Annotated in this window: 20 protein-coding genes; 7 read left to right on the plus strand and 13 right to left on the minus strand. The window is 49.5% G+C overall.

Annotated elements, in window-relative coordinates:
• Positions 1-255: 255 nt before the first annotated feature.
• Positions 256-1884: a thiamine pyrophosphate-binding protein gene (locus QZZ54_RS01720; protein WP_290697679.1), complete on the minus strand. Its 1629-nt coding sequence runs from the start codon at positions 1882-1884 to the stop codon at positions 256-258.
• A 150-nt stretch (positions 1885-2034) separates the two neighbouring features.
• Here QZZ54_RS01720 and QZZ54_RS01725 point away from each other — a divergent pair, with 150 nt between their 5' ends.
• On the plus strand, positions 2035-2490 hold the full coding sequence (locus QZZ54_RS01725) for an Lrp/AsnC family transcriptional regulator (RefSeq protein ID WP_290697682.1): 456 nt from the start codon (positions 2035-2037) through the stop codon (positions 2488-2490).
• 543 nt (positions 2491-3033) lie between these two features.
• On the opposite strand, the gene QZZ54_RS01730 is transcribed toward QZZ54_RS01725, so the two are convergent.
• On the minus strand, positions 3034-3912 hold the full coding sequence (locus QZZ54_RS01730; protein WP_290698182.1) for a LysR substrate-binding domain-containing protein: 879 nt from the start codon (positions 3910-3912) through the stop codon (positions 3034-3036).
• 175 nt (positions 3913-4087) lie between these two features.
• Here QZZ54_RS01730 and QZZ54_RS01735 point away from each other — a divergent pair, with 175 nt between their 5' ends.
• Positions 4088-4360, plus strand: coding sequence for a hypothetical protein (locus tag QZZ54_RS01735; RefSeq protein ID WP_290697685.1), 273 nt, complete (start codon positions 4088-4090; stop codon positions 4358-4360).
• Positions 4361-4960: 600 nt separating this feature from the next.
• Here the strand turns inward: QZZ54_RS01735 and QZZ54_RS01740 are convergent.
• Positions 4961-5410, minus strand: a complete 450-nt coding sequence (locus QZZ54_RS01740; protein ID WP_290697688.1) for a thioesterase family protein — start codon at positions 5408-5410, stop codon at positions 4961-4963.
• A gap of 179 nt (positions 5411-5589) precedes the next feature.
• Between QZZ54_RS01740 and QZZ54_RS01745 the strand changes: the two genes are divergently transcribed.
• From QZZ54_RS01745 to QZZ54_RS01755, 3 genes are all read left to right on the plus strand, one after another.
• Positions 5590-6468, plus strand: coding sequence for a LysR family transcriptional regulator (locus tag QZZ54_RS01745; RefSeq protein WP_290697691.1), 879 nt, complete (start codon positions 5590-5592; stop codon positions 6466-6468).
• Positions 6469-7100: 632 nt separating this feature from the next.
• Positions 7101-8444 (plus strand): FAD-binding oxidoreductase, encoded by a 1344-nt coding sequence (locus QZZ54_RS01750; protein ID WP_290697694.1) that lies wholly within the window; start codon positions 7101-7103, stop codon positions 8442-8444.
• A 556-nt stretch (positions 8445-9000) separates the two neighbouring features.
• The gene (locus tag QZZ54_RS01755) at positions 9001-10080 is read left to right on the plus strand and encodes a P-loop NTPase fold protein (RefSeq protein ID WP_290697696.1); all 1080 of its coding nucleotides are present in this window, start codon (positions 9001-9003) and stop codon (positions 10078-10080) included.
• A gap of 622 nt (positions 10081-10702) precedes the next feature.
• Here the strand turns inward: QZZ54_RS01755 and QZZ54_RS01760 are convergent.
• The 5 genes from QZZ54_RS01760 to QZZ54_RS01780 form a co-directional block, all read right to left on the minus strand.
• Positions 10703-10894, minus strand: coding sequence for a hypothetical protein (locus tag QZZ54_RS01760; RefSeq protein WP_290697698.1), 192 nt, complete (start codon positions 10892-10894; stop codon positions 10703-10705).
• 33 nt (positions 10895-10927) lie between these two features.
• A complete protein-coding gene (locus tag QZZ54_RS01765) occupies positions 10928-11206 on the minus strand; it encodes a peptidylprolyl isomerase (protein ID WP_290697700.1) in 279 nt (92 codons plus the stop codon).
• A gap of 35 nt (positions 11207-11241) precedes the next feature.
• A complete protein-coding gene (gene dbpA / locus QZZ54_RS01770) occupies positions 11242-12648 on the minus strand; it encodes an ATP-dependent RNA helicase DbpA (protein ID WP_290697702.1) in 1407 nt (468 codons plus the stop codon).
• Positions 12649-12735: 87 nt separating this feature from the next.
• Positions 12736-13629, minus strand: coding sequence for an NAD-dependent protein deacetylase (locus QZZ54_RS01775; RefSeq protein WP_290697704.1), 894 nt, complete (start codon positions 13627-13629; stop codon positions 12736-12738).
• A 45-nt stretch (positions 13630-13674) separates the two neighbouring features.
• Entirely contained in the window at positions 13675-15009 is a 1335-nt protein-coding gene (locus QZZ54_RS01780; RefSeq protein WP_290697707.1) for a PLP-dependent aminotransferase family protein, read from the minus strand.
• A 156-nt stretch (positions 15010-15165) separates the two neighbouring features.
• Here QZZ54_RS01780 and QZZ54_RS01785 point away from each other — a divergent pair, with 156 nt between their 5' ends.
• Entirely contained in the window at positions 15166-15771 is a 606-nt protein-coding gene (locus QZZ54_RS01785; RefSeq protein ID WP_290697710.1) for a DJ-1/PfpI family protein, read from the plus strand.
• Between the two features lie 72 nt (positions 15772-15843).
• Here the strand turns inward: QZZ54_RS01785 and QZZ54_RS01790 are convergent, their stop codons facing one another.
• The 4 genes from QZZ54_RS01790 to QZZ54_RS01805 form a co-directional block, all read right to left on the minus strand.
• Positions 15844-18021 (minus strand): malate synthase G, encoded by a 2178-nt coding sequence (locus QZZ54_RS01790; protein ID WP_290697713.1) that lies wholly within the window; start codon positions 18019-18021, stop codon positions 15844-15846.
• Positions 18022-18333: 312 nt separating this feature from the next.
• Entirely contained in the window at positions 18334-18684 is a 351-nt protein-coding gene (locus tag QZZ54_RS01795; RefSeq protein WP_290697716.1) for a hypothetical protein, read from the minus strand.
• A 24-nt stretch (positions 18685-18708) separates the two neighbouring features.
• A complete protein-coding gene (locus QZZ54_RS01800; protein WP_366644890.1) occupies positions 18709-19122 on the minus strand; it encodes a thioesterase family protein in 414 nt (137 codons plus the stop codon).
• A gap of 43 nt (positions 19123-19165) precedes the next feature.
• Positions 19166-22357, minus strand: a complete 3192-nt coding sequence (locus QZZ54_RS01805; protein ID WP_290697719.1) for a mechanosensitive ion channel domain-containing protein — start codon at positions 22355-22357, stop codon at positions 19166-19168.
• A gap of 146 nt (positions 22358-22503) precedes the next feature.
• Here QZZ54_RS01805 and QZZ54_RS01810 point away from each other — a divergent pair, with 146 nt between their 5' ends.
• The gene (locus tag QZZ54_RS01810) at positions 22504-23463 is read left to right on the plus strand and encodes an alpha/beta fold hydrolase (RefSeq protein ID WP_290697722.1); all 960 of its coding nucleotides are present in this window, start codon (positions 22504-22506) and stop codon (positions 23461-23463) included.
• Between the two features lie 72 nt (positions 23464-23535).
• Here the strand turns inward: QZZ54_RS01810 and serA are convergent, their stop codons facing one another.
• Positions 23536-24768: a phosphoglycerate dehydrogenase gene (serA, locus tag QZZ54_RS01815; protein WP_290697725.1), complete on the minus strand. Its 1233-nt coding sequence runs from the start codon at positions 24766-24768 to the stop codon at positions 23536-23538.
• Positions 24769-24804: the final 36 nt, after the last annotated feature.

Here is a 24804-nt window from a genome sequence, read left to right on the forward strand (position 1 = left end):
CGCTATTGGGCCGGCTTCGCTAGGCTTTTTGCTTATAAACGGCGCTGTGACGGGCGAAGCCTGAACCGCTTCAGCTGGCCCGAAGGGTAGCCGCTTGCGGCTATAAACTCGCCCTTAGACAGTTCTCACTTAATCCGTTTCTAAGCTGCAATGCTCGGCTGCACAGAGGGGGAATCAATCCGTGCCGTATTTAGGCTAGGTGCTTTGTGTTATTTTTTACTCTGCGCCCAAATGTTCCTATTTGGAAATCTGAAATCAGATTCGCATTCGAGGTACATCATCGGGATCGAGCTTAAGTTCGATCAACAATGGCTTATCACGTTGTTCTATCGCAACAATCGCTGCATCAAGGTCTGCTTCTGACTGAACTTCGATCCCCTGTCCACCCAAGCTTGACGCAATTTGAGCAAAAGAGGGCCATTCAAACATTGTTAGTCCAGGATCCATATCACGGTCAACGAACTGGATATGTTCTGCCCCGTAGGCCGAGTCGTTACATACAATGACGATAAGATCACGCTTTAAGCGCACCGCTGTATTAAACTCATTGATGCCGCCCATCATAAAGCCACCATCGCCCGTAAAAACAATCACCGGTCGATCTTTCACAGCCAGACTCGCCCCGATTGCAGCCTGAAGACCTAAGCCAATGGATCCAAAGTGTGCGGTCACTATGAAACTCTGTGGATCAGGTGCTGAAATTCGACACCAAACCTCAGTCATAAACCGCCCGCCATCAGTGGTTAGAACTCGATTTTTCGGCAGAGCCTTTTCGAGCTTCTCCAGTGCTTTAATATAATTTACGCTTCCATCCACCCCGCTTTTAGCCGGAGTAGCCGGATGCTTATTGAGGGAGAAAGGTTCCAGTTCACGGGTAAATTCACTGGGCGGAATTTCCGCTTCATCCAACCAGAAAATAATATTTTCGGCAGTTAGCTTCGCATCGGCCGCCAACGCTACGGTAGGATGAAAGTTTTTACTGATTTCGGTGATATTTTGATTAATTTGAATGATGCGTTTGTCTTTAACCAGCTTTCCTCGGTCAGTCGTGAAGTGATGCAAACTGGTGCCAAAACAGATAATGCAGTCCGACTGAGCGATTAGCTCATAGGCTTGCGGGGTGCTTAATGTACCGAAGATATCCATATTGAATGGGTGTTCATTGAACAGGCCTTTAGCTTTTAACGTGGTCGCCAGCGGAATTTCTAAACGATCAGCCAATCGGATAATGCTATCTTTGGCGTGGACCGCTCCACCACCTGCAAGAATGATAGGACGTCGTGCCGATGCGATCATACCGATGGCATCGTCAAAGTCATTACCCTCTGGAACCATGGCTGGCGCATTAAAGACCGGGAAGGTCCGTTTCTCATGCTTGGTTTCTTCCCACATGAAATCTGCGGGCATATTCACCACTATTGGGCGCGCCTCAGCACGCGCCCGATAGAAAGCATCAGCGACATCGTAGGAGGCAGTCTCCGGTGAGCGAATCTGCACAAAGCCGGCGCCCGTGGTTTTGACCAGTGCCCGTTGGTCTATATTTTGCAAATTCTGCGTTTGAGATACCGGCGTATCCCCACAAAGGAGCACCATAGGCATATGGGATCGCGCACCCTCAACTAAAGCCGTTATGCAGTTGGTTAACGCTGGGCCGTGGGTCACGGTAGCCACACCGACCTTGCCTGATATTTTTGAGTACGCCAGGGCCATTAACACAGAGCTACCTTCGATGGCTGCGGGTATAAATTTCCCCCCGCAGTGACGCACGTAATGATCGACCATAAATAGATTGGCATCTCCCATGAGACCAAACATAGTATCGATGTCGTGATCGAGTACTGACTGTGCGATGGATTGGTAAACATTGGATGTATCGTTATTCATGACGACCCTTAGCCTTTCTAACAGCGACAACTAAATTTAATGACTATATTAAGCAGTTTAAGTGGAATGGGTTTTCTTTTTTTTACCATTTTTTCCATATAAATGGTTAAATTATTCGATAATTAGTTGTTGAGAGGAAATATACTTCAAATGCAGTTAACTCCACGAGATCGATTGATTTTAAAGTTGCTAGCGACAGATAGCCGCACACCCAACGCCGACATTGCAGATCGCGTGGGAATTTCGCATTCGGCCTGTTGGAGGAGAATCAAGGCACTCGAGGAGGCTGGAATTATAAGCCGATACGGTATCGTACTAAACGAGGATAAGGCGGGTCTGAATTTTCGCGCCATTGTGATGATAACCCTATCCAAACACGAGCCAGAGTCTGGATCTGTGTTTGAACAAGCCATGGCAGAGTGTGATGCTGTTGTGGATTGTTTCGCGACAACCGGCAACGATGACTACAATATGCACGTCGTCTGCGAGGACATTCAGGCCTACAACGAATTCTTGGAGAAGTCCCTATTCAAATTGGGTTTGGTAGAAACCGTTCAAACCAACGTCATACTCAAGCAAATAAAACGGCGTGGATTAGGGTTTTGATAAAAGCAGTTTCTGGATCGCAACTGAGAGTGCGTGCTTGCTCGACGCGGCTTCGCCGCTTGCTAGTTGCTCGAAAAAGCAAAAGAAGGCATTAGCTCTCATTATTTGTTGTAGGAGCCGTGTTCTCACGGTGATTTAGGTTCTGATATTTGGGTGGTTTATTTCATTGCCTAAGTGATCCATTACTTTCTGTTCCGCTCTCGCCGATCGGGTCAAGACCTTTCAACAGCTAAAGGTCTTAACAATCTAAAGCCGCGCCCGCTGTTTGGTCGGCTTCGCCGACTTCCCTGCGCGTTTCGCTTAGAAACGGCGCTGTGGAACTCGCCCAAAAAACGGGCTCAGACAGTCCTCGCTCAATCCGTTTCCAAGCTGCAATGCTCGGCTGCACAGAGGGGAACTCATCCGTGCCAGCCTGTTAATCAGCAAATTTGAATGATTTTCATATACGGTGAATGAGTGTGTTAATCAATGACTCTGACCCATTGATTGGATTCTAGGTTCGGTTTATTTATCTGCAAAGTACAAAACCTGACTCCTGGAAACTCAACGGGGTGTTTTCCAGGCATTGACGATATAGCTGGCTAAGGCATTACCCGCAGGACCCAGTTCCTTTCGATGTTCGAAGAGTAATTGATATTCTCCAAGCTCAGGCAGGTCCCATTTAGCATCTACCTGAACAAAGGGGGCTTTCATATGACTTTGTGGTAGTGGTGCAATGGCCAGGTCTGCCTCCATCGCTGCTTGCATGCCAGAGCTTTGGTCGCAGGCATAGGCGATACGGTATTCAATACCTTGTTTGTCTAATGCTTCGAGGGCCATCGTACGCCAACAGCAGCCACGGCTGGCAACAGCGAGAGGAAGGGGGTGGCTTTCTACCGCCAGACCACCGCTTCGGGTAGCCCAGATGAGTGGCTCGGTAAATACAACCTCACCACGCCTGGGATCCTGGCCTACATTTCCAGCCGTTAACAACGCCATATCAAGCTCACCCGAGTCTAATCGTGACAACAGTTCTGTACTGCTACCAGCGATGACATTAACGGCTACCGCGGGATGAGACCGGGCGAACTGTGCCAGCACCCTCGGCAGAACGCTGTTGGCGATATCTTCTGGAGACCCAAAACAGACCGTTCCTTCGATGCTGGGGGCTACAAACTGGCTGACGGCCTCTTGATTTAGCTTCAGTAAACGACGGCTATAGCTGAGTAATACCTCGCCTTCCGGGGTTAAACGAACCTGTCTCGCTTCGCGTAGAAACAAGCTTTTACCCAGGGTTTCTTCAAGACGCTTGATCTGCATGCTGACCGCGGCCGGAGAGCGAAAAACCTGCTCAGCCGCGCGGGTAAAGCTACCACTTTCTGCAATTGCGACAAAAGATCTTAATAGGTCGAACTCTAATAATGGAGGCGAGGTTGCAAGCATAGCGATAACCAGTGTTAAGTTTTTCTTAATCCTTGCTTTAGTATTTTTAGTTTGTTTAAACAATGTCTGGGGGCCAGTATCTATTCCGAGGTCGCGACTCATTCAACAGTTTTAATCATTTTCACCGCTGGAGGCTGGTGGTGAATAGAGGAGTATCGCTATGTTGTGCCATGAAATGAGGACTACAAAAACATCGACCACTATTCTTCAATCAATTGAAGATCGGGTCAGCTCCAGGCTTCGTTCGTTGCCGTTCATTCAGGCCTTAAAAGATTGGTATGCAGGCTATTGCCGCCGACAGGTTTTAATCGACTTGCTTCGTTATGATGATCACATACTTGAGGATATGGGCCATACCCGGCAGGAGTTATTAGCGATATCGAAGCTGCCTTTGAGTACCGATGCTCACGAGGTTTTAAGGGAGTTGAAGGCGCTTAGATCGCAATGAAGAGGCGTGAGTTGCTGGTGGTTCGTTGCTCGAAAAAGCAACAGAGGAGGTGGGTTTAAGCAGAAGTTTCTTAACAATTATTGTGGGAGACGTGTCCTTCCCCAGATTCTAGGTTCGGTATATTGTCGTAATCGCGATGAGGGCATCGCTCCTACAGGAAGGCTGGCTTGTTGTAGGAGCCGTGCCCTCACGGCGATTCAGGCTCTGATGTTTGGGTGGTTTATTTCATTGCCTAAATGATCCATTACTATTTGTTCCGCTCTCGCCGATAGTTTCTTGTGAAAAGTGAGGGGATATGTCCGTGCTAGACCATTCTTCAGTCATCTTGAATGGTTTGCTAATTTTAAGACAGACTCAAGTAAAAGGGCTCTGATCCCTTTAACTCCCTATAACCTGCCGTTGTTACTGGGAGGAAGGGTGGCAACGATTACACTGTAAGCGGCTGCTCCGATAGGAAAAAATGCACTGAACACCACTGCTCGTCGGTGGTGTTCAGGCTAAGAAATGGAACAACAGCAGGCGTTGTTCCACAGGCTGATCGGAGGGGTGTTGAAGCGCCTCTTAATTACTTGTAAGTCAAAGCGCTCTGGTCGAAGAGTGTTAGTCAAATATCTCTGGCTGTATCGGCTCCATCCCTAGTATCAGATCCCGATAGTGTTGTGGTACTGCGGCTTTGCAGTTCTTTTCATAATCCACGCATACGACGACAGCATCGCCTTCTGCGGCTACCGCATTGTGCTCTGGGCTCCAAACCAGATGTTCCATAGTAAAGCGATCTTCTTCCAGACGAGTGATCCGGGTCGCTGAGATCACGTTGCCAGGAAAGGTCAGGGGGATCCGATAACGGATCCGGCTGTCTCTTAAGATCGGGCCAATACCGCTCTCTTTCATTACGTCCAGATACTCACAATTTCCGAAATATGCCATGCGGGCACTTTCAAACCAGCGCAGATAGACCAGATTGTTCACGTGTTGAAAGGCATCCATCTCACCCCATGCAATGGGTATCTCCAGTTGTACCGGGAATCGTTCTAGAATTTCGCTACCCATAATGGCCTCATGTTTTTTTCATGTTCTACCCGATCTATTTAGGCTGAATTTTAAGAATAAGTGAAATTTTTAATTATTATTCTTTCTATAAATTTAATTTATAGTAGTGATGAAAAGAGATGATTTCTCATCAGATATCGCTGAGCTTAAGCTGATATCAAGTCATTGGAGGCGGTTTGATGGAAATTCGACAGATACGTTACTTTCTGGCGGTACAGGAAACAGGCAGTTTCACTAAAGCATCGGAGAAAATGTTTGTGACTCAACCGGCGCTTTCAGCCGCAGTTAAAACGCTGGAGCAGGAGCTAGGTGTAGAACTGCTAAGGCGTAGCCATAAGCAGGTTACTTTGACGCCGGCCGGCCGACGGTTTCGGGACCGGGCCTTTGCAATACTAGCTGAATGTAATGCTGCCAAGAGCGAACTGAAGGCGGAACAGCATCCCCGTCAGCTACGTATAGGCGTGCTGGATACCTTGAATACTCCACCGATTAATCAGCTACTGCATGAGTTTCATACCAGTTATCCGGAGATAGAACTGCACCTTCATTCCGGAAATAAGCTGGAACTGGCTAATAAGATAGGACAGAACAAAGCAGACCTGCTGTTGACCTCGCTGTCCGGGGAAGACAGCTCAGAAACTCAGTTGCCACTCTATCAGGAACGATTCCAGTTGATGGTATCGCGACAGCATGAACTGGCTAACCGGGCCAGTGTGCGGCTGGCTGATCTACACGGTTTGCCCTTCGTCCTGCGTAAAAACTGTGAAGTTTTGAACGAGGGAAAGCGGGTGTTTTTGGCGGAGCAGGCGCAGCCACATATTACCTGTCGCACCGATAATGATTCATGGGCACTAACCATGGTGCGGAACAACCTGGCCGCAGCAATACTGGCTGAAACGGTAATAGAAGAAGGTACGGTCAGTATTCCTATCGTGGATTTTGGTCTGGTGAGAACGGTCGCTTGTGTCTGGCGTGAGCATTCAGAACAGGAGACTGTACAAACATTTACCGCCTTTGCCGCCCAGGATAGCTGGCGAGGGTTGGCTAAGGTGGTTTGACTAACGACTTTAGAGAATAAAGATGCTTTATCTGTCGGGGGGGGGCACGGCCCCTACAGGGCGGCTGGCTTGCTGTAGGGGCCGTGCCCCCACGGCGATTTTTTTGGTTTCTATCCTGATGGTTAGTCAGTTCACTTCCTTGCAGCAGTAATTCATTATTTCTTGTTCCGCTCTCGCTGAGCGTTTCTTATGAAAAGAGAGTAGACCTTTCAACAGCTAAAGGTCCTAACAATCTAAAGCCGCGCCCACTGTTGGGTCGGCTTCGCCGACTCCCCTGCGCGTTTCGCTTAGAAATGGTCTGCGACAGGCGAAGCCTGAACAGCTTCAGCTGGCCCGAAGGGTAGACGCTTGCGGCTATAAACTCGCCCAAAAAATGGGCTCAGACAGTCCTCGCTCAATCCGTTTCCAAGCTGCAATGCTCGGCTGCACAGAGGGGAACTCATCCGTGCCAGCCTGTTAATCAGCCAATTTGAATGGGCTTCATTTTTAAGGCACACTCAGGTAAATGGATATGTAAATCAAAGAGGGTTATCCCATTGATTTAGAAAGCCTTCCATGGAGCGTTGCCATCGGCTGCGGGTTCGATCTTTTAAATCATATTTCTAACGCGATAAATTTCAAGGACGCTCAAGATGATCACCCTAAACACTTCTATTGCGTTTAATGACACACTGCCTGAAGAGGTCGACGTGGTGGTTATTGGCGGCGGCGTCATCGGTATATTCTCCGCCCTGAATATTGCGCGTTCAGGCCTTAGCGTTATGGTCATCGAAAAAGGTCGAATTGCCGGTGAGCAGTCGTCACGAAACTGGGGTTGGATCAGGCAGCATGGTCGTGATGCTGCAGAACTGCCCATCATGATGGAAGCGTCGCAGCTCTGGGAATCGATTGATAAGGAAGTTAAAGGCCGCACCGGGTTGAAGCGTGTGGGGGTGATGTATCTTTCGCAAACCGAAGCGGATCAGGTGAAACGCGAAGAGTGGCTGAGTATTGCCGCAGCCCATAGCGTTGATACCGTAGCATTGACTAGCGCTCAACTTGAGCAACATATTCAACTCGACCCGCAAACAAAAAACTTTTGGGCCGGGGCGACCTATACCGCCAGTGATGCCCGGGCAGAACCCTGGGAGGCGATTCCTGCTGTAGCAGAGTTAGCCCACAGCGAAGGTGTTCTTATCCGAGAGAATTGCGCCGTGCGTACACTGGATATCGAAGCCGGCCAAATCACCGGGGTTATTACTGAGGCTGGCCGCATCAAAACATCTCAAGTTGTCGTCGCGGGGGGCGCATGGTCATCACTGTTTCTGCGCCGCCACGGTATCAATATCCCGCAGTTGTCGGTACGCGCATCCGTGGCCAGAACAGCCCCGCTTAAAAGCATTACCACCACGAGTTTTGCGGATAAAAAACTGGCGGTGCGCCGACGTAATGACGGGGGCTACTCCCTCGCACTCACCGATTCCCATGATCACTTTATAGGCCCTGATTCGTTTCGTTTATTACCTAAGTGGCTAAAAACGGGACTACAAAATCTCCACGAAATCAGGCCCTGGATGAACGAAGTCGCTAACTCACCGGATGCCTGGCGAGTCGAACGCCACTGGGCGGCCGATGAGGTAAGTCCTTTTGAACTCACCCGCATGCTCGACCCGGCTCCTGCCAAAGGTAAAGTCAAAGTGATGCAACAGCGCTTTGCGCAACGCTTCCCACAAATTGGCGAGCCTAAAATACTGGATGCCTGGGCGGGAATGATTGATGCGATGCCTGATATTGTGCCCATCGTTGATAGGGTGCCTGATTTTGAAGGGCTTATCGTTGCCACAGGGATGAGTGGGCATGGTTTTGGTATTGGGCCGGCGTTTGGGCGAATTGTTTCTCAGATTGTGAATAGGGAAGAGAGCGAGCATGATTTGTCGCGGTTCCGATTCTCTCGTTTTTCAGATGGTAGTGCGTTAGATATTGGGCCCAATGTTTAGGGGCCGTAGCTAGACCGCAATGAAGAGCACATTGCTTGCTCGACGCGGCTGCGCAGCTTGCTAGTTGCTCGAAAAATCGTAAAGCTGAAGAAGAGGGCATTGGCTCTCTTTTTTGTTGTTGTAGGAGTCGTGCTGATATGCCCTCTGGGTACCTGCGTCGATTTCTTTTCTGATGGTTTTCTGTTCTTTTCATTGCCGCTGTAATTCGTTTCTTTCTGTTCCGCCTTGCTGGGCGGGTCAAGACCTTTCAACAGCTAAAGGTCTTAACAATCTAAAGCCGCGCCCGCTGTTTGGTCGGCTTCGCCGACTACCCTGCGCGTTTCGTTTTCCAATGACATGGGAAAAACTCGGTTGCTTCGCGCCCTCAAACAGTTCCCCATGCTATTCATTGAAAAACTCCAATGCTCGGCTGCACAGAGGGGGAATAAGTCCGTGCCAAATTGTTAATCAGCCCATTTGAATGGTTTTCATATTTAAGGCACACTCAGTGAATGGGTATGTGAATCAATGACTCTGACCCCATTGATTTTGGATTAAATACATAAGGATTTGTTGAGTGTCTAAATATCATTTAGAACATGCTAAATATTCAAAATGGCTTAAGTCCCATACTTTTGAAAATTGTAAGTTAGACCGGAAAGAGTATGGTCACTTTATTGCAGATTATATCTCCGGTGAAAAGGATGGCTTCGTACTAAATATTAATGGCGCATGGGGTTCAGGTAAGACTGAATTTCTAAAACGCTTGTATACACTTTTCATAAATAAAAGAACTCCTACTATCTACATAAACGCTTGGGAAAGTGATTTTTCAAAAGATCCTCTGACAGTCGTGACAAGTGAGCTTTTAGAACAATTATCTCTTTTTAATGAAAACATTGGTGAGGATCTCAAGACAGTAAAGTCGCTATTAGGAAGAGTGATTAAGGGCTCTTTCTATGGAGCGGCAGGATTCACAACACATAAACTTCTTGGTGATGCCACAATTGGGTCTGACTTGGCTAAGGAGCTATTAAACGATGAAAGCTCTATAAAGTTTATAGATGAATTAAAAGGTTCTTACCTTGTGCAGACAAGTGCTATCTCTGAGATTCGGATTCAGCTTGGTCAATTAGCTGAAGTCTTAGGAAATACTCGAGAAGCACAGCTGCCAGTAATTGTTTTAGTTGATGAGCTTGATCGATGTCGACCTGACTATGCAATAGAAATGCTGGAGGTGATTAAACATTTTTTCCATACAAAAAACTTTGTTTTCATAATTGCCACTGATACTAAACAATTATCTAATTCTATGAACGCAGTATACGGAAACAAGTTTGATTCTATAAAATACTTGCGCCGTTTTTTTGATAGAGAGGCAACTCTACCTAAGCCGGATATAGAACACTATTTAGACATTAAAAATTTCAGCCTTGAAGAGGCTAATAGTTCTCCAAATATAACTATCGCCCCAGGCTTGGTAACTGATAACGCTCAGACCTTGCAGAAATATGTTAGCTATTTCATCCGGGCATATGATTTAGAGATTCGTGATCTAGACCAAATTCTTGCAAAGCTTGAGTCATGCTTAAGATCAATTATTTCGACCGGAGAGAGAGACAAAAGCCCTCAGTTAATTGATTTTTTATGCTGTTAACGGCACTTCTAGAACACCATTTATCACTTACTAGTTTCGATGAAAGAACAGATAAGAACAAACTTCAAAGCGAAGTACCCAATGATATTCCAATTGTTTATGATTTAAGCATATCGACTATAACGTCGATGAGCCTACTTTTTTCAAGCTTACACCATCACAACGCTGTGCCTGGGTTTAGCCGGCGTCAAAATGATAGATATAAAATGGTCGGTTTTAATGACTTTGAGGATCGTTCGGGTAACCTCTCAAATGATAAAAGGGAATTTTTAAATAGTTATATTAATGCTTTGAATACTCGTTCTTCTAACGCATCGACAAAGCACTGGCTTTGGTCTAATTATCAGAAGCTAGTTATGCTTGCAGGTACGATCGATTAATTGGAAGCAGAGCGCTGACGAGTCATTATTGTTTATAACTTATTGTTTGGTAAAACTTACACAAGGTTCGATCCCCGTCATCCCACTAAACACTGTAAAAAAGATCTCCTCAGGATGCTCTTCCCCAAACAAAAAAAGAGAGCCCCAAGGCTCTCTTTTAATCTTTTGATCTTAAGCTTTTTCGAGCCACGAACTACGAGCAAGTCGCGAAGCGACGTCGAGCCACGTCTCAGCCCTTAAAACTAATGAACCTCCGCATACTTCCGTTGTATCGCTATCAGCGCAGGCTGTGCTTCCAGGGGCGCATAAGCGATGGCCTGGTCGAATAGTTCTTTGTTCTCTTCGGAGAGACGTTCATCTTCATTCATAACAGAGAGTTTCTGCATCGCTTCGATAAACTTAGGGTGTTGTTTCTGTTTTTTGGCCGGTTTCATAGGAACTGCCTCCTTAAGTTGGCAACTAGTCGTTTAGCTGCGATAGAGGGTCTGAATAAGATGAAAACCAAACTTCGTTTTCACCGGTCCGTGGATTTCCAGTACTTTCTTGCGGAAAACCACATCGTCGAATGCTTTTACCATGGTGCCCGGTCGGAACTCGCCCAGATCACCACCCCGTTTAGCAGAGTTACATTGAGAGTGCTTTTTTGCCAGACGGGCAAAGTCCTCCCCTTTCTCCAGTTGTTGCTTTAACTTTTCGGCTTCTGCTTTTGTCTTCACCAGAATATGCCGTGCTGATGCTACAGCCATATTAAAATACCTTGCTCAATACAGTAAAACTTTTTTTATAACATTCTTACTTTAAAGCGGCGGCCTTTGATCTTACCTTCGACCAAACGACTGTGGGCGTTACGCGCTTCTTCGCGTTTGACGGCCACATAGGCAGCATAGTCATAGATATCGATCTTGCCTACAACACTGCCATCGATGCCGGCTTCACCGGTCAACGCGCCGAGGATATCTCCCGGACGTATCTTATCTTTTCGACCACCGGCGATGCAGAGAGTTCGCATAACGGGCTTAGTGGGCTCATCCGAGCTGGCTTTTTTCAGGCTACTGAGAGATTCGGTCTGCAGTGTCTGGGACAGGTATTCGCTGATAATGTCCATTTTGTACTGCTCAGAATCACGGTAGATACTGATCGCCATGCCCTCTTTGCCTGCACGGCCTGTACGGCCTATACGGTGAACGTAGATCTCTGGATCACGGGGCAGGTCGTAATTGATAACCAGTGTCAGATCGCTGATATCCAGTCCACGGGCGGCGACATCGGTGGCGATGAGTATGGTGTTACTACGGTTGGCAAACTGAACTAATACCTGGTCACGGTCGCGTTGGTCCAGATCGCCGTGCAGGGCTGCGGCAAAGTAGCCCAGATTACGCAGATGGTCTGACACTTCTCGACACTGATCTTTAGTGTTGCAGAAGATCGCGGTGGATTCCGGCTTGAAGTGGCTGAGTATCCGTACCAGCGCTTCAGGTTTTTTGGTTTTTTCCAATGCATAGAAAGATTGTGCTATCTGACCGGTGCTGTGTACCGCTTCGACGGTGACCTCGACAGGCTCAACCTGGAGATCTGAACTGAGTTTCTTAATGCCATCGGGATAGGTGGCTGAAAACAGCAGTGTCTGACGCTTTTTCGGTGTGTTGTCGATAACGCCTTCTATCTGCTCATAAAAGCCCATATCCAACATTCGGTCCGCTTCATCCAGCACGACGGTTTCGCAGCGGGACAGGTCGAGTTTGCCTTTACGGATCAGGTCCTGAATCCGTCCAGGGGTGCCGACGATGATATGTGCGCCATGTTCCAGTGAACCGATCTGTGGTCCAACGGACTGGCCGCCGCAGAGAATGACCAACTTCAAGTTGTCTTTAAACCGTGCCAGTCGACGAATCTCCTGAGCGACCTGGGTGCTGAGTTCCCGGGTTGGGCAGATGACCAGTGCCTGAGTGCCGAAATCCCGCTGATTAATTTTTAACAGCAAACCAATGGCAAAAGCGGCTGTTTTACCGCTGCCGGTTTTCGCTTTGGCGATAATATCTTTATTAGCCAGTACGTGGGGCAGGCTGCGCGCCTGGATCGGGGTCATCTCCTTGTAGCCAAGGTCAGCCAGGTTGCTGAGCATAGTAGGAGGCAGGTTCAGGGAGGAAAAAGAGGTATCAGACACGGTGTACTCGGGATCAGGGTTCAATTGGCCGCCAGTATACCTGAAATAGGCGATTTTCGCTGCTTTGTGATGACCGGTGGGTAACAGATTGTCGAGTAATCGCCGGCTGGATTATCCGGTCGTCGCTAAAGGCTCCAGTGCGCTGGCGCTGGGTTGTAGGAACTCGCTGATATCGCCATCCAGTTTCAGGCTGAGGAGCTCATCCGCCCGGGTTTTGCCCCGGGTAATGGCTACGATAGGGATATTCAGTTGCGCCGCTTGTTTGCAGAAGCGAAAACCGGAATAAACCATCAATGATGAACCGACAACCAATAGCGCATCCGATTGCTTGAGGCTGTCTAATGCACTGAATACCCGCTCCTTAGGAACGTTATCGCCGAAAAAAACTACATTTGGCTTCAACATGCCGTCACAGTCGGGGCAGTTAGTGACTTTGAAACCGCTGAAATCGATGCCGTCCAGATCTGCATCGCCATCCGGTGCTGCAGAGGCGGTGTATTGGGCGAATTCTGGGTTCTCATCGGCCATCTGTTGATGGATCCGGTTGCGGTCGTGGAGTCTATCGCACGCCATACAGATCACCTGATCTGAGCGGCCGTGAAGGTCGATCACCTGTTGTTGTCCCGCCAGTTGATGTAGCCGGTCAACATTCTGGGTGACCAGTTGTTGGCAATAGCCTTTCTGTTCTAATAGCTGCAAACTTTCATGCACCGCATTGGGCCGGGCATTCGCCATCAGCGGCCAGCCGATCAGGCTCCTGGCCCAGAAACGCTGTCGGGTGGCATGGCTGGTCAAAAAATCCCGGTGTTGTACCGGTGGTTGACGTTTCCATTCGCCGTTTTTGTCCCGGTAATCAGGAATCCCGGATTGGGTACTGCAGCCGGCGCCGGTGAGGATAAACAACCGGGGGTGGCGGTGGATAAAGTCGGTTAGGGGCAGCGCTACTGATTGCACTACTGTCTGTGCTGTTAGTAGGGCTAAGGGTTGTTCTGTCGGATTCGTCATAGGGACAGTGTAATCGGTAGCACCCCTAAGGCCAAAGAAAACTCCTTAATAGACGTAGAAATCGATCACCTCTCGAACCTTTTTTAAGGCGTCTTTCAAGGTATCCAGATCGACCGATCCTAGTGCCAGCCGTATTGCATGGGGGATATGGTCAGCGACGGCAAAGGGCTCTGCGGTGGACACCGATATATTAGCCTTCATCAGCGCCATGACTATCTGATCTGCCCGGGCCTCTTCAGGCAGGCGCAGCCAGATGAAGTAGGATGCCGGGTGGGTTATGTAGTCCAGTCCATCGAGTACCTGTCTGGCCAGTGATTGTCGGGCGGTGGCATCCTGACGTTTTTCTGATTCAAGCTGGGTAACGGTGCCATCTTCGATCCAGCCGCAGGCGATGGCGGTCATCAGACTGGGCGTGTTCCAGGTGGTCGCCCTGATGGTGCGTTCGATCTGTGCTACCCAGCGCTCGGGTGCGGCGATAAAACCTATCCTAAAGCCGGTGGCGACGCTTTTCGAAAGCCCGGATACATAGATCGTTAATTCTGGCGCCAGGCTGATGAGTGGCGCAGGTGGGTTCTCAGCAAGGAAGGCGTAGGCGGCATCTTCGATAATCAGCAGTTTATGCTGGCGGGCGATAGCGACCAACTGTTCTCGCTGTGACAGATCCATTACCCAGCCCATCGGGTTATGCAGGGTTGGCATGCTGTAAACGGCTTTTACCCGTCGACTGCTGCACAGTTGTTCTAAGGCCTTCAGGTTCGGGCCATGGTCAGACAGAGGGATAGCGACTAGCTCTAGCCGATGTACCTCGGCGAGTACTTTGAATCCTGAATAGGTCAGGGCATCAACGGCCACTACATCACCGGGATTGAGCAGTGACATCACGGTTGCCGCGAGACCGTGCTGCGCACCACTGACAAGGAAGATTTGCTCTGCAGCGACATTTAACCCCCGCTTTTCCAGATGTTTGGCGACGATGGCGCGTTCATGCTGTCTGCCCGCGTGGGGTTGATAATGGAGCAGGGCTTCCAGATCACCGGAAATAGACAGCTGTCGCAGGGCTTTGCGTAGCATCTCCGTCTGGCCGGGGATCGAGGGCGAATTGAAGTTGAGGTCGATCATACCTTCGGTCGTCGGGGGTTGATCGATACCGTGGCTTAGCGGCAGAGCGGTTTCCCGGACAAAGGTTCCGCGGCCGGTTTCACCGCTAACCAGCCCTATTGTTTCCAGTTCTGCATAGACTCGGGAAGCGGTTACCAGAGCAATGCCTTCTTTGGCGGCCAGCTGTCGGTGAGTTGGCAGTTGGGTGCCGGGAGGCAGGGTGCCTGAACGGATCTTGCTGGCAAACCTATCTACAAGCAATTTATAGCGTGCGCGGGGCATAGTGAGATGTATCCATGACAATTCTTTTATTGTATTGAATTTAGGCCATAGAATAGTTCTTATCAACTGCCTGATTCTACTGAAGAGCTTATTAATAGAGCTCTTTAACCGAGTTCAATTGAAGGGTAAAACCCTGATGTATGAGGATACGACGCTATGCATATCGCAATACTGACCTTCGACGGCTATAACGAACTGGATTCGCTAATCGCGCTGGGGATTCTTAACCGGGTAAAACGCCCCGATTGGCGGGTATCAATCGCCAGCCCGACGCCACGGGTTGAATCGATGAATGGCGTGGTGCTGGAACGACATATTCCGCTGAGTGAGGTGAGTAGTGCCGATGCGGTGATCATCGGTAGTGGCATGAAAACCCGGGAGGTGGTTGCCGATGAGGCGATTATATCGCAGCTGCAGTTAGACCCTTCCCGGCAGCTGATCGGTGCACAGTGCTCCGGTGCACTGTTGCTGGCTAAACTCGGGCTGCTGGATGGGATGCCTGTGTGTACGGATCTGACCACTAAGCCCTGGGTACAGGAAGCGGGTGGGGAGGTGTTAAATCAGGCTTTTTTTGCCAAGGGTAACCTGGCCAGTGCCGGAGGTTGCCTCGCTTCACAATACCTGGCTATCTGGTTGCTGGCCCGACTGGAGGGGCTTGAGGTTGCAGAAGAGGCGATCTATTACGTGGCGCCGGTGGGTGAGAAAGAGACGTACGTAAACCGGGCGATGCAGAATGTTCGTCGCTACCTGCCCGTTGAATAACGAACAATTTACTGCAAAAAAAAACCGCGCAGTGCGCGGTTTTTCTAATGGTTCAGGGCTTATGCCCCGAACTTATTTACCCTGTTTTGCCTTAGCTTCAAGGCGGCGGCGGTGCAAGACCGGCTCGGTGTAACCGTTTGGCTGGATACGACCCTGAATAACCAGCTCGACTGCAGCCTGGAAAGCGACGCTGTCATCGAAGTTTGGTGCCATTGGCGTGTATGCTGAATCAAACGCGTTTTGGCGATCAACCACCGCAGCCATCCGCTGCAGTGTTTCCATTACCTGGGCTTCAGAGCAGATGCCGTGATGTAACCAGTTAGTGATGTGCTGGCTGGAGATCCGCAGCGTTGCGCGGTCTTCCATCAGGCCTACATCATTGATGTCTGGCACTTTGGAGCAGCCAATACCGTCATCGATCCAGCGAACAACGTAACCCAGGAGACCCTGAGCATTGTTGTCTAACTCGTTCTGAATCTCATCAGCAGTCCAGTTAGGGTCAGTGGCAACCGGAACGGTAAGAATATCGTCCAGGCTAGCACGGCCGCGGCTCTTGAGTTCTTCCTGACGGGCGAAAACATCAACCTTGTGATAATGCAGTGCGTGTAGTGCAGCGGCTGTTGGTGATGGAACCCAGGCAGTGTTTGCGCCGGACAGCGGGTGTCCTATCTTAACCGCCAGCATGTTGGCCATCTGGTCAGGGATCGCCCACATACCTTTACCGATCTGCGCACGACCTTGCAGGCCACAGGCTAATCCATTATCAACGTTCCAGTCTTCGTAAGCACCGATCCAGGCAGAGGCTTTCATTTCGCCTTTGCGAATCATCGGGCCTGCTTCCATTGAGGTATGAATCTCGTCACCGGTGCGGTCGAGGAAGCCGGTGTTGATAAAGACAACACGGTCTTTGGCGGCGCGGATACACTCTTTCAGGTTAACCGTGGTGCGGCGTTCCTCATCCATGATGCCCATTTTCAGGGTGAAGGTATCCAGACCCAGAGCGTCTTCGATACGGCCAAAGAGTTCGTTGGCAAAGGCTACTTCTTCAGGCCCGTGCATCTTCGGTTTAACGATATACATAGAGCCGGTGGTGGTGTTGCTGAACTGGCCGGTACCTTTCACATCGTGGATGGAGATCAGGCTGGTAAGCATGCCGTCCATAATCCCTTCAGGGATCTCGTAGCCTTCTTTGTCAATAATGGCGTTGTTGGTCATCAGATGGCCAACGTTACGCACAAACATCAGGCTGCGGCCTTTCAGGCTGACTTCTGTGCCATCAACACCGGTGTACTTACGGTCAGGGTTCATGCTGCGGGTGAAGGTTTTACCACCTTTAGAGACCTCTTCGGTCAGGTCGCCCTTCATCAGTCCCAGCCAGTTCTTGTAGGCTACCACTTTATCTTCAGCATCAACCGCAGCGACTGAATCTTCACAGTCCATAATCGCGGTCAGCGCGGCTTCTACGACGATATCGCTGATGCCCGCTGCATCGGTAGAGCCTATCTGGCTGTTCCGATCGACTTTAACATCCAGGTGCAGACCGTTGTGCTTCAGCAGTATTGAGTTGGGTGCGGTTGCATCACCGTTGAAACCGATCAGCTGTGATTCATCCTGCAGGCCTGTTTCAGAACCGTTGGTCAGGGTAACAACCAGCTTGCCATCGAGAATGCTGTAGCGAACCGAGTCTTTGTGGCAGCCATCCGCCAGTGGGGCGGCTTCATTCAGAGTATTACGGCCAAATTCGATAACCTTTGCGCCGCGTATCGGGTTATATGCTGCGGTAATCTCAGCGCCATCGGCTTCAGAGATCGCATCGGTACCGTAGAGCGCGTCATACAGGCTACCCCAGCGGGCATTTGCTGCGTTCAGTGCAAAGCGGGCGTTCATCACTGGTACTACCAGCTGTGGGCCTGCCATGGTGGCCATTTCAGGATCAACGTCGCTGGTGGTCGCGGAGAAGTCTTCGCCTTCAGGCAGCAGGTAATTGATCTCTTTCAGGAAGGCTTTGTAGGCAGCAAAGTCGAAACCCTTAGCTCGGTTTTCCCGGTGCCAGCTGTCGATCTGCTCTTGAATGGCATCACGCTTTGCCAGCAATTCGCGGTTTTTAGGCGCTAGATCATGAACGATAGCGTCCAGCCCAGACCAAAACTGCTCTTCAGTAACGCCGGTACCCGGAATTACTTGCTGGTTTACAAAGTTGTAAAGAACCTCGGCAACCTGTAGGCCGCCGGCTTGAATACGTTGACTCATAATTTACTGCCCCTTTGTAATCGTCCAGAATTCGGTGCGAGGCAACCGGATCCGGTGATTTTTTGTATGCCGCAATCCAGTGGCTCCTATCAGCGCTGCTGGTCTTAACGGCTTGTGCATCGCAACAATATCGTAAATATAGGGACCTGTCGCCCCTGATCGCGCCTAAAGTATGAGGGTTACTACCTAATTGGGTAGGTATTCATTTCACATTGTGGAAAAGCGCTTAGATGGGCTTCAGAAGGTGATATTCAGCCATAAAAAAAGCTGCCCGAGGCAGCTTTTTCATTGGATAAAGAAATGTTCTGACAATCAGAATAGCCAGCTGGTTGGCTTAGGCAGTGGCTGTTGCTTATCCAGTGCACTCAAGCCTTTGACACAGCGAACGATAAACCAGACGAGGTTTAACAGGAGAATCAGGAAGCCGATCATGATGGAGGTAGTGATGACGCCGATCACTGTATATAACAGTCCCATCCAGAACGTTCGGATCTGCCACTGATAGTGACTCTTCAGCCAGTCAGGTGCTTCTCCTTTATTGATATAAGCCATGACCAGGCCAATCAGACCGGTGATACCCAATACTAAGCTTGCCAGGTAGAGGATGTAGATGATTTTGGCATTACCGCCTTTGTTCTTTTCCTGTTCTGCAACATCATTCATTCGCGTTAATCTCCTTTTTACGTATTAAGAAATATTGTTGCGGATTATATCTGGCAGAGGCACGGAACGACCAGTGTTATGATCCATCCATACCACTTTCGAGTAGCCTTCGCTGTATAGCTCATCAGGATTGTCGGTAGTGCTGAGTTCGTACCAGACCATAAAGCTGCTGCGGCCGATCTCACCGACTAAGCAATTTATATTTACTGTGGCCGGATAGGTGATTGGACGCAGAAAGGTACAGCCGACATTGATGACGACAGGGTCGGTGCCGTTGCCATCCATGCTCGCGCCGATCTTAGCCAGAAGCTGTACCCGTGCCTCCTCCAGATAGCGCATATACAGTGCGTTATTGACGTGCCCATAGGCATCCATATCGCCCCAGCGAACCGGTATCTGACATTGGTGCAATGATCGGCGATTCTGGCTTTCGCTCATAACAATTTTCCTTTTGTGCCCTGTTTTATGTTGATGATTTTACTTAATTTTTATCATCGTTGCCGGGGTTTTTGTCTGTATCGTTGCTTCTCAGGTGTAGATCCATCTGTGGGAAAGCGATCTCTATGTTGTGCTCACGAAATAGCTGGTCGATCGCCAGGTGCAGCTCATGGATCGTCCGGGTACGCTTATCCATTGAGCTTATATGGGCGCGCAGTTCAAAATCCAGCGTGCTGTTGCCAAAGGCGAGGAAGTAGGCCATAGGTTCAGGCTCTGAGAGTACGTTGTTGTTGGCTTCAGCCGCCTGCTTAAGCAGCTTAGTGACCTGATCGGTATCTGAACCGTAGGCGACACCCACGGGGATAACCACCCGAGTGATAGCATCGGTCAGTGACCAGTTGATGAGCTGGTCGGTGATGAAAGTCTTATTAGGAATGATCACCTCTTTTCGATCCCAGTCAGTGATCGTAGTTGCGCGGATCTGAATACGACTGACGCTGCCGGTTACTCCACCGATAGTGACGGTATCGCCGATGCGAACCGGTTTTTCGAACAAGATGATCAGACCGGAGACAAAGTTGGCGACGATCTCCTGTAGGCCAAACCCCAATCCGACTCCCATTGCTGCTATCAACCACTGCAGTTTTCCCCATTCGAGGCCGAGGAAATTAAGAAAGCTGATCAGACCAATAATGATCAGGGTATATTTCAACAGTGTTGAGATCGCATAGCTGGTGCCGTGGGCCAGTGGCAGGTAGTTCAAAATCAGAAGCTCTACCAGACTGGGCAGATTTCGTGCAGCAATAAAGGTGATGGTCAGTGCTGCCAGGGCAAACAGTATCTGTTTCAGGGTGATTAGGCTCTGTATGCCCTCTTCAGCGCTTTCGGTTGTCCAGAGAGTGACGGTGTCCAGTACCTCCAGTGCGGGAAGCGTCCAGCCGAGCGTGAACCATGCCAGGGTAAGGAAGATCAGCGTGGTGATCGTCTTCAATAGCATTGTGCCCTGCTCGGAGATGGTCTGCAGATCAATAAAGTTCTCTTGCAGTGGCGGAGGAGGGTCTTTTTGCTCCTCACGGGCGGAGAGTATTTCTGCCCGGCGGGCTCGTGCCTGGGCAAAATGAAGCTTTCGCTCCTCTATCAAAAGCCAGCGACGCCCCAGATGAAAAATCAGGTAAGCCAGAATGCCGATGCAGACTAATAGGAACATCAGCCCAATAAGAATACTGGCTGACAGGGTGTAGCCCCAAAGAATAAGCCCTGCCATGGTGATGTTAAAGGCGATGATTAAACCGATCCAGACACCGAGGTTATTCCAGAATCCTGGAGTATCGGTATTTTCCAGTTGTCGGGGAACGCTGTGTCTCAGGCTAATCCAGAACAGAGTAAAGCTGATCGTTATCAGTAGCAGGGTCAGTCGCGCGGGGCCTGCGGTGACTGTGTCATTACCACTGAGGTCCAACAGGAAAAGCAGGGTGATCAGGGGTGTGTTGACCCAGAATAACCAGCTAAGCCGTTTTCTCAGTGTGCTGGTTGTTAATTCCGGTAGATTAAACTGGCCTTGTAACAGGCCGTTAGGCTGTTGCAACCACTGCATTATGGTCAGGTAGAGCCAGCTGATCAGGGCGAGAATATAGAACAGATTGCGGACGACAGCGTCATCTCCGTCTAACAGTCTACCCAGAACATAGAGAAACAGAGGAACAGGCAGAGCCACTAAAGGGCTGTATAACAGCGGCCTCAGGGTATGGCTGATGTGATCCAGACTGACATTACCTATCTGCTTACACCAGAGGGGCTGACGTTCATTCAGATAGCGGCGACAGAATAAGGCGATCGCAAGTGAAGCAAAAAGGATTGATATTGGCAGTGATAGTTTGTCACCGAGTTGATCGGCATAAGGTTGTAACAGGGCCGGTAACTCGTTGCCCATAGCGATGGAGCCACTGATGATCTGAGCGGGCCATTGGATGCTTACAGGTTCGGCACTGGGAAGCCATAAAAGGTGCTTGTTAAACAATGACTTACTATCGCTTATTTGAGCATTAAACTGCTCTTTAATCAGTAGTAACTGGGATAGCTCACTGATCTGTTTTTGCTGCAGTGTTCGTTGTTCCTGAATCAATTCGGTCAGGCTGGCTTCCAGCTGATTCAGTTTCATCAACTGTTGTTCCGATAGCTCTTGGGCCATTGCGGGTTGGAGTGGCTGGCTGAGTGTTAGTTGGCTCAGACGAAGTTCTTTAAGCCGGTTTTGGGTTGCTTCAGTTTTCAGTGTTTTGGGTAGCTGCTGAATATGCTTACGAACTTCGGAGCCGGTATAGCCAAGGCCGAGTTCCAGTTGTAACTGGATCGCATTGTATGTCTGTCGGATAACCTGTAACTGTTGTTCCAGTTGCTTGCGATGTTGGATGGTTTGCTCGGTTTCAGCAAGCGCCAGGCGGATAACCGCAGCGGTTTCGTTATTACGGTTGAGCGCCTGCTGTAATATCGGGTTGCTGTCGGTATCGGATGATTCAAGCTGGCTGAGGGTCTTTTCTGCGGCGGCCCGGTTTACCTGCTGTAGCCGTAGTTCTGCTGCGTTTATCCATGCGGTGTAAGTTTGAATTCTGCTTTCAAGGCTTTTCTGGCCGAGTATGGCGAGTTCAGTCCGGCCGGGAAGCGCCAGTATTTCCAGTTCAGTTACTTCCAGTGTTGATTCCAATACCAGTTGCTTGTAACTCAGTGCTTCGTTTCTGGCCTTTTGTAGCTCGGTTTCTTTTGCCGCAGCAGGGAGCGACTTATTTGAATTGTTAAGTTGTTGTTGCAGTGTCGACTGCTTTTCGCGTTTACTAAGTAGTAATTTATCGCTGTCGCGAAGGGTGCGGTTAAGCTCATCCTGACTTTGTTCCAGATTGATCAGTCGGGCTTTTGTTTTGACCAGCGTAGCTTGTAGTTCAGTTTCGGCGATGTCTGCGGGTGGGAGTTCTGAATCAGGTTGCTGCGCAGGATTCTTAGCCTGCTCCAGTTGTTGTGGTAAGGCTTCAATCTCGCGCCGTAGATCCTCTGCCTGCTGGCGCAGCCTCAGGGTCTCCTGAATATTTTGAAGACTTTGCTGGTAGGCCTCTATAAATGGGCTTTCCGGGTCGCTTTCTAACTGCTGAAGTTGGCTTTTCAGCTGGTTCACTTCAGCTGTAAAATCATGGGATTCGGCGAAGCCTTTCAGGCTAAACAATATTAGAAAAATGAGTAACAGTCGCATAAATTCTGCCTTCAGGTGGTCAGGATTACTATATACGCCTAACGCGGTTGCACAAGGAATAAGTTGTGAATCTGATCTAAATTATAGAGTAAGCAACGCGTTATAATGCTTGCTGTGGGTGGGTGTGACAGAGTAGGGGAATGGATATGCAGATGCTAAATGTCACCTTGTTACGTAACAAACTGCCCGTTTATAACCGGGAGGAGGGGGTTTGTAGCAGCGACATGCTGGAAGAGTATCTTGAGTGTTATCAGCTTAATCAGATCCTTCATGCCGGTCATAAACTTTACGCTACGCAGCAGACAGTGCTGGGTAGTACTCTGTTTGTGCAGCATTACTGCAGTCGCTATGAAAGCCGGGGTACGGTGGTTGTTCTGCATGGTTATTTTGATCACAGCGGCTTGTATCGCCACCTGATCTCTTATCTCTTGGAAAACAACTGGGATGTCTTGATATACGACCTTCCCGGGCACGGGCTCTCCCAGGGTGAGCCCCTCGCGATTGATAGCTTTGAAACATACGCCTGCCAGTTGACTGAACTGCTGAATAGCCGCCGGGATCGACTAAAAGGCCCCTGGGCTTTGCTTGGCCAGAGTACCGGTGCTGCAATACTGATAGAGCAGCAGTTGAAATTTGGCCATCAGGATTGGCCCATACAGGAGCAGATTTTTCTCGCGCCTTTGATACGCCCTTGTGGCTGGCAGGAAATAGCGAAGAAATATCGTTGGTTGAGGTACTTGCTCCGCTCCGTTCCCCGTACCTATGGTATGAGTTCCGGTGATCAGACCTTTCTTGATTTTGTTCGTTATGAAGATCCGCTGCAGCACCACAGGGTGCCGGTGCGCTGGATTGGCGCGATGTTAAGTTGGGTTGAGGGTGTAGAAAAACAGTTGGGACATCTGCCAACGACGCCTCTGTGTATTCAGGGTGTGGAGGATGAGACGGTTGAGTGGCGGCACAATCTGGGCGTTATCGGTCGCTTATATCCCGGTCTGGAAATTAAGCTACTTCAGAAAGCACATCACCATCTGGTAAATGAGGACACGACAATCAGGCTGCAAATATTCAACCTGATACAGCAGGCGTTAAATCGAAAAGTCCGGTAATAAAGTGCAAGACAATAAAAAAGGCAGCCTGGGCTGCCTTTTTTCTTTTAAGTCTGACTCAGTAAGCCAGAATCAGAACAGGCGACGGCAGCGAACAGTGCCCTTAACCTGCTTCAACTTGCTCAGCGCTACTTTAGAAGTATCCGCATCGACATCGATGACCACATAGCCAACTTTTTCATTGGTTTGCAGGTACTGGCCGCTGATGTTGATGTTGTTATCTGAGAATACGTTGTTGATCGCACTCAATACGCCTGGGATGTTCTCATGAACGTGCAACAGACGGTGAACGTCAGGATGCTCTGGCAGAGACACTTCAGGGAAGTTAACAGAGGTAATGGAAGAACCATTGTCACTGTATTTGATCAACTTCTCGGCTACTTCGTAACCGATATTTTCCTGCGCTTCCAGAGTAGAACCGCCAACATGTGGAGTCAGGATAACATTGTCGAACTCGCGCAGAGGTGAGATGAACTCATCATTGTTAGTACGCGGCTCAACCGGGAATACATCAATCGCAGCTCCCAGCAGGCGCTGTTCTGACAGTGCTTTACAGAGCGCATCGATCACTACTACGGTGCCACGGGCAGCGTTGATAAAGATAGAACCTTGTTTCATCTCAGCGAACTGAGCTTCACCCATCATATCTTTAGTTGCCGGCGTTTCCGGTACGTGCAGAGAAACGATGTCACAAGTGTTAAGCAGTTCTTTCATCGAACCCAGCTGAGTCGCGTTGCCCAGTGGAAGTTTGGTCACTACATCGTAGAAATAAACATCCATACCCAGGGATTCAGAGATCACGCTTAACTGTGAACCGATGCTGCCGTAACCGACGATACCAAGCTTCTTACCACGGATCTCATATGAGTTTTTAGCAGTCTTCTGCCACTCGCCACGGTGTGCCTTAGCATTTTTCTCCGCTACGCCACGCAGCAACAAGATTGCTTCAGCGATAACCAGTTCGGCTACCGAGCGGGTGTTGGAGAACGGTGCGTTAAATACTGCAACGCCGCGCATGGTAGCGGCAGCCAGGTTGACCTGGTTGGTGCCGATGCAGAAACAGCCGACAGCAACTAGTTTTTCAGCTGCTGCAAAGACTTCTTCGGTGAGCTGAGTGCGGGAACGGATGCCGATAAAATGAGCATCTTTAACACGCTCAAGCAGTTCCGCTTCCGGTAGAGAACCGGTCAGGTATTCAATATTGGTGTAGCCGTGCGCATTCAGGGTATCCAGTGCTGACTGGTGCACGCCCTCCAGCAGCAGAATCTTGATCTTGCTTTTTTCCAGAGAGGTATTTTGGCTCATGGTATGAATCTCATTTTTATGTGTGATGTTTCTGTG

The organism is Amphritea sp. (assembly GCF_016744155.1).
Taxonomy (GTDB): domain Bacteria; phylum Pseudomonadota; class Gammaproteobacteria; order Pseudomonadales; family Balneatricaceae; genus Amphritea.

Excerpts from the sequence above, each read along its gene's own strand:
- QZZ54_RS01720 (WP_290697679.1), bottom strand. The coding sequence starts at position 1,884 with ATGAATAACGATACATCCAATGTTTACCAATCCATCGCACAGTCAGTA.
- QZZ54_RS01725 (WP_290697682.1), top strand. The coding sequence starts at position 2,035 with ATGCAGTTAACTCCACGAGATCGATTGATTTTAAAGTTGCTAGCGACA.
- QZZ54_RS01730 (WP_290698182.1), bottom strand. The coding sequence starts at position 3,912 with ATGCTTGCAACCTCGCCTCCATTATTAGAGTTCGACCTATTAAGATCT.
- QZZ54_RS01735 (WP_290697685.1), top strand. The coding sequence starts at position 4,088 with ATGAGGACTACAAAAACATCGACCACTATTCTTCAATCAATTGAAGAT.
- QZZ54_RS01740 (WP_290697688.1), bottom strand. The coding sequence starts at position 5,410 with ATGGGTAGCGAAATTCTAGAACGATTCCCGGTACAACTGGAGATACCC.
- QZZ54_RS01745 (WP_290697691.1), top strand. The coding sequence starts at position 5,590 with ATGGAAATTCGACAGATACGTTACTTTCTGGCGGTACAGGAAACAGGC.
- QZZ54_RS01750 (WP_290697694.1), top strand. The coding sequence starts at position 7,101 with ATGATCACCCTAAACACTTCTATTGCGTTTAATGACACACTGCCTGAA.
- QZZ54_RS01760 (WP_290697698.1), bottom strand. The coding sequence starts at position 10,894 with ATGAAACCGGCCAAAAAACAGAAACAACACCCTAAGTTTATCGAAGCG.
- QZZ54_RS01765 (WP_290697700.1), bottom strand. The coding sequence starts at position 11,206 with ATGGCTGTAGCATCAGCACGGCATATTCTGGTGAAGACAAAAGCAGAA.
- QZZ54_RS01775 (WP_290697704.1), bottom strand. The coding sequence starts at position 13,629 with ATGACGAATCCGACAGAACAACCCTTAGCCCTACTAACAGCACAGACA.
- QZZ54_RS01780 (WP_290697707.1), bottom strand. The coding sequence starts at position 15,009 with ATGCCCCGCGCACGCTATAAATTGCTTGTAGATAGGTTTGCCAGCAAG.
- QZZ54_RS01785 (WP_290697710.1), top strand. The coding sequence starts at position 15,166 with ATGCATATCGCAATACTGACCTTCGACGGCTATAACGAACTGGATTCG.
- QZZ54_RS01790 (WP_290697713.1), bottom strand. The coding sequence starts at position 18,021 with ATGAGTCAACGTATTCAAGCCGGCGGCCTACAGGTTGCCGAGGTTCTT.
- QZZ54_RS01795 (WP_290697716.1), bottom strand. The coding sequence starts at position 18,684 with ATGAATGATGTTGCAGAACAGGAAAAGAACAAAGGCGGTAATGCCAAA.
- QZZ54_RS01800 (WP_366644890.1), bottom strand. The coding sequence starts at position 19,122 with ATGAGCGAAAGCCAGAATCGCCGATCATTGCACCAATGTCAGATACCG.
- QZZ54_RS01805 (WP_290697719.1), bottom strand. The coding sequence starts at position 22,357 with ATGCGACTGTTACTCATTTTTCTAATATTGTTTAGCCTGAAAGGCTTC.
- QZZ54_RS01810 (WP_290697722.1), top strand. The coding sequence starts at position 22,504 with ATGCAGATGCTAAATGTCACCTTGTTACGTAACAAACTGCCCGTTTAT.
- serA (WP_290697725.1), bottom strand. The coding sequence starts at position 24,768 with ATGAGCCAAAATACCTCTCTGGAAAAAAGCAAGATCAAGATTCTGCTG.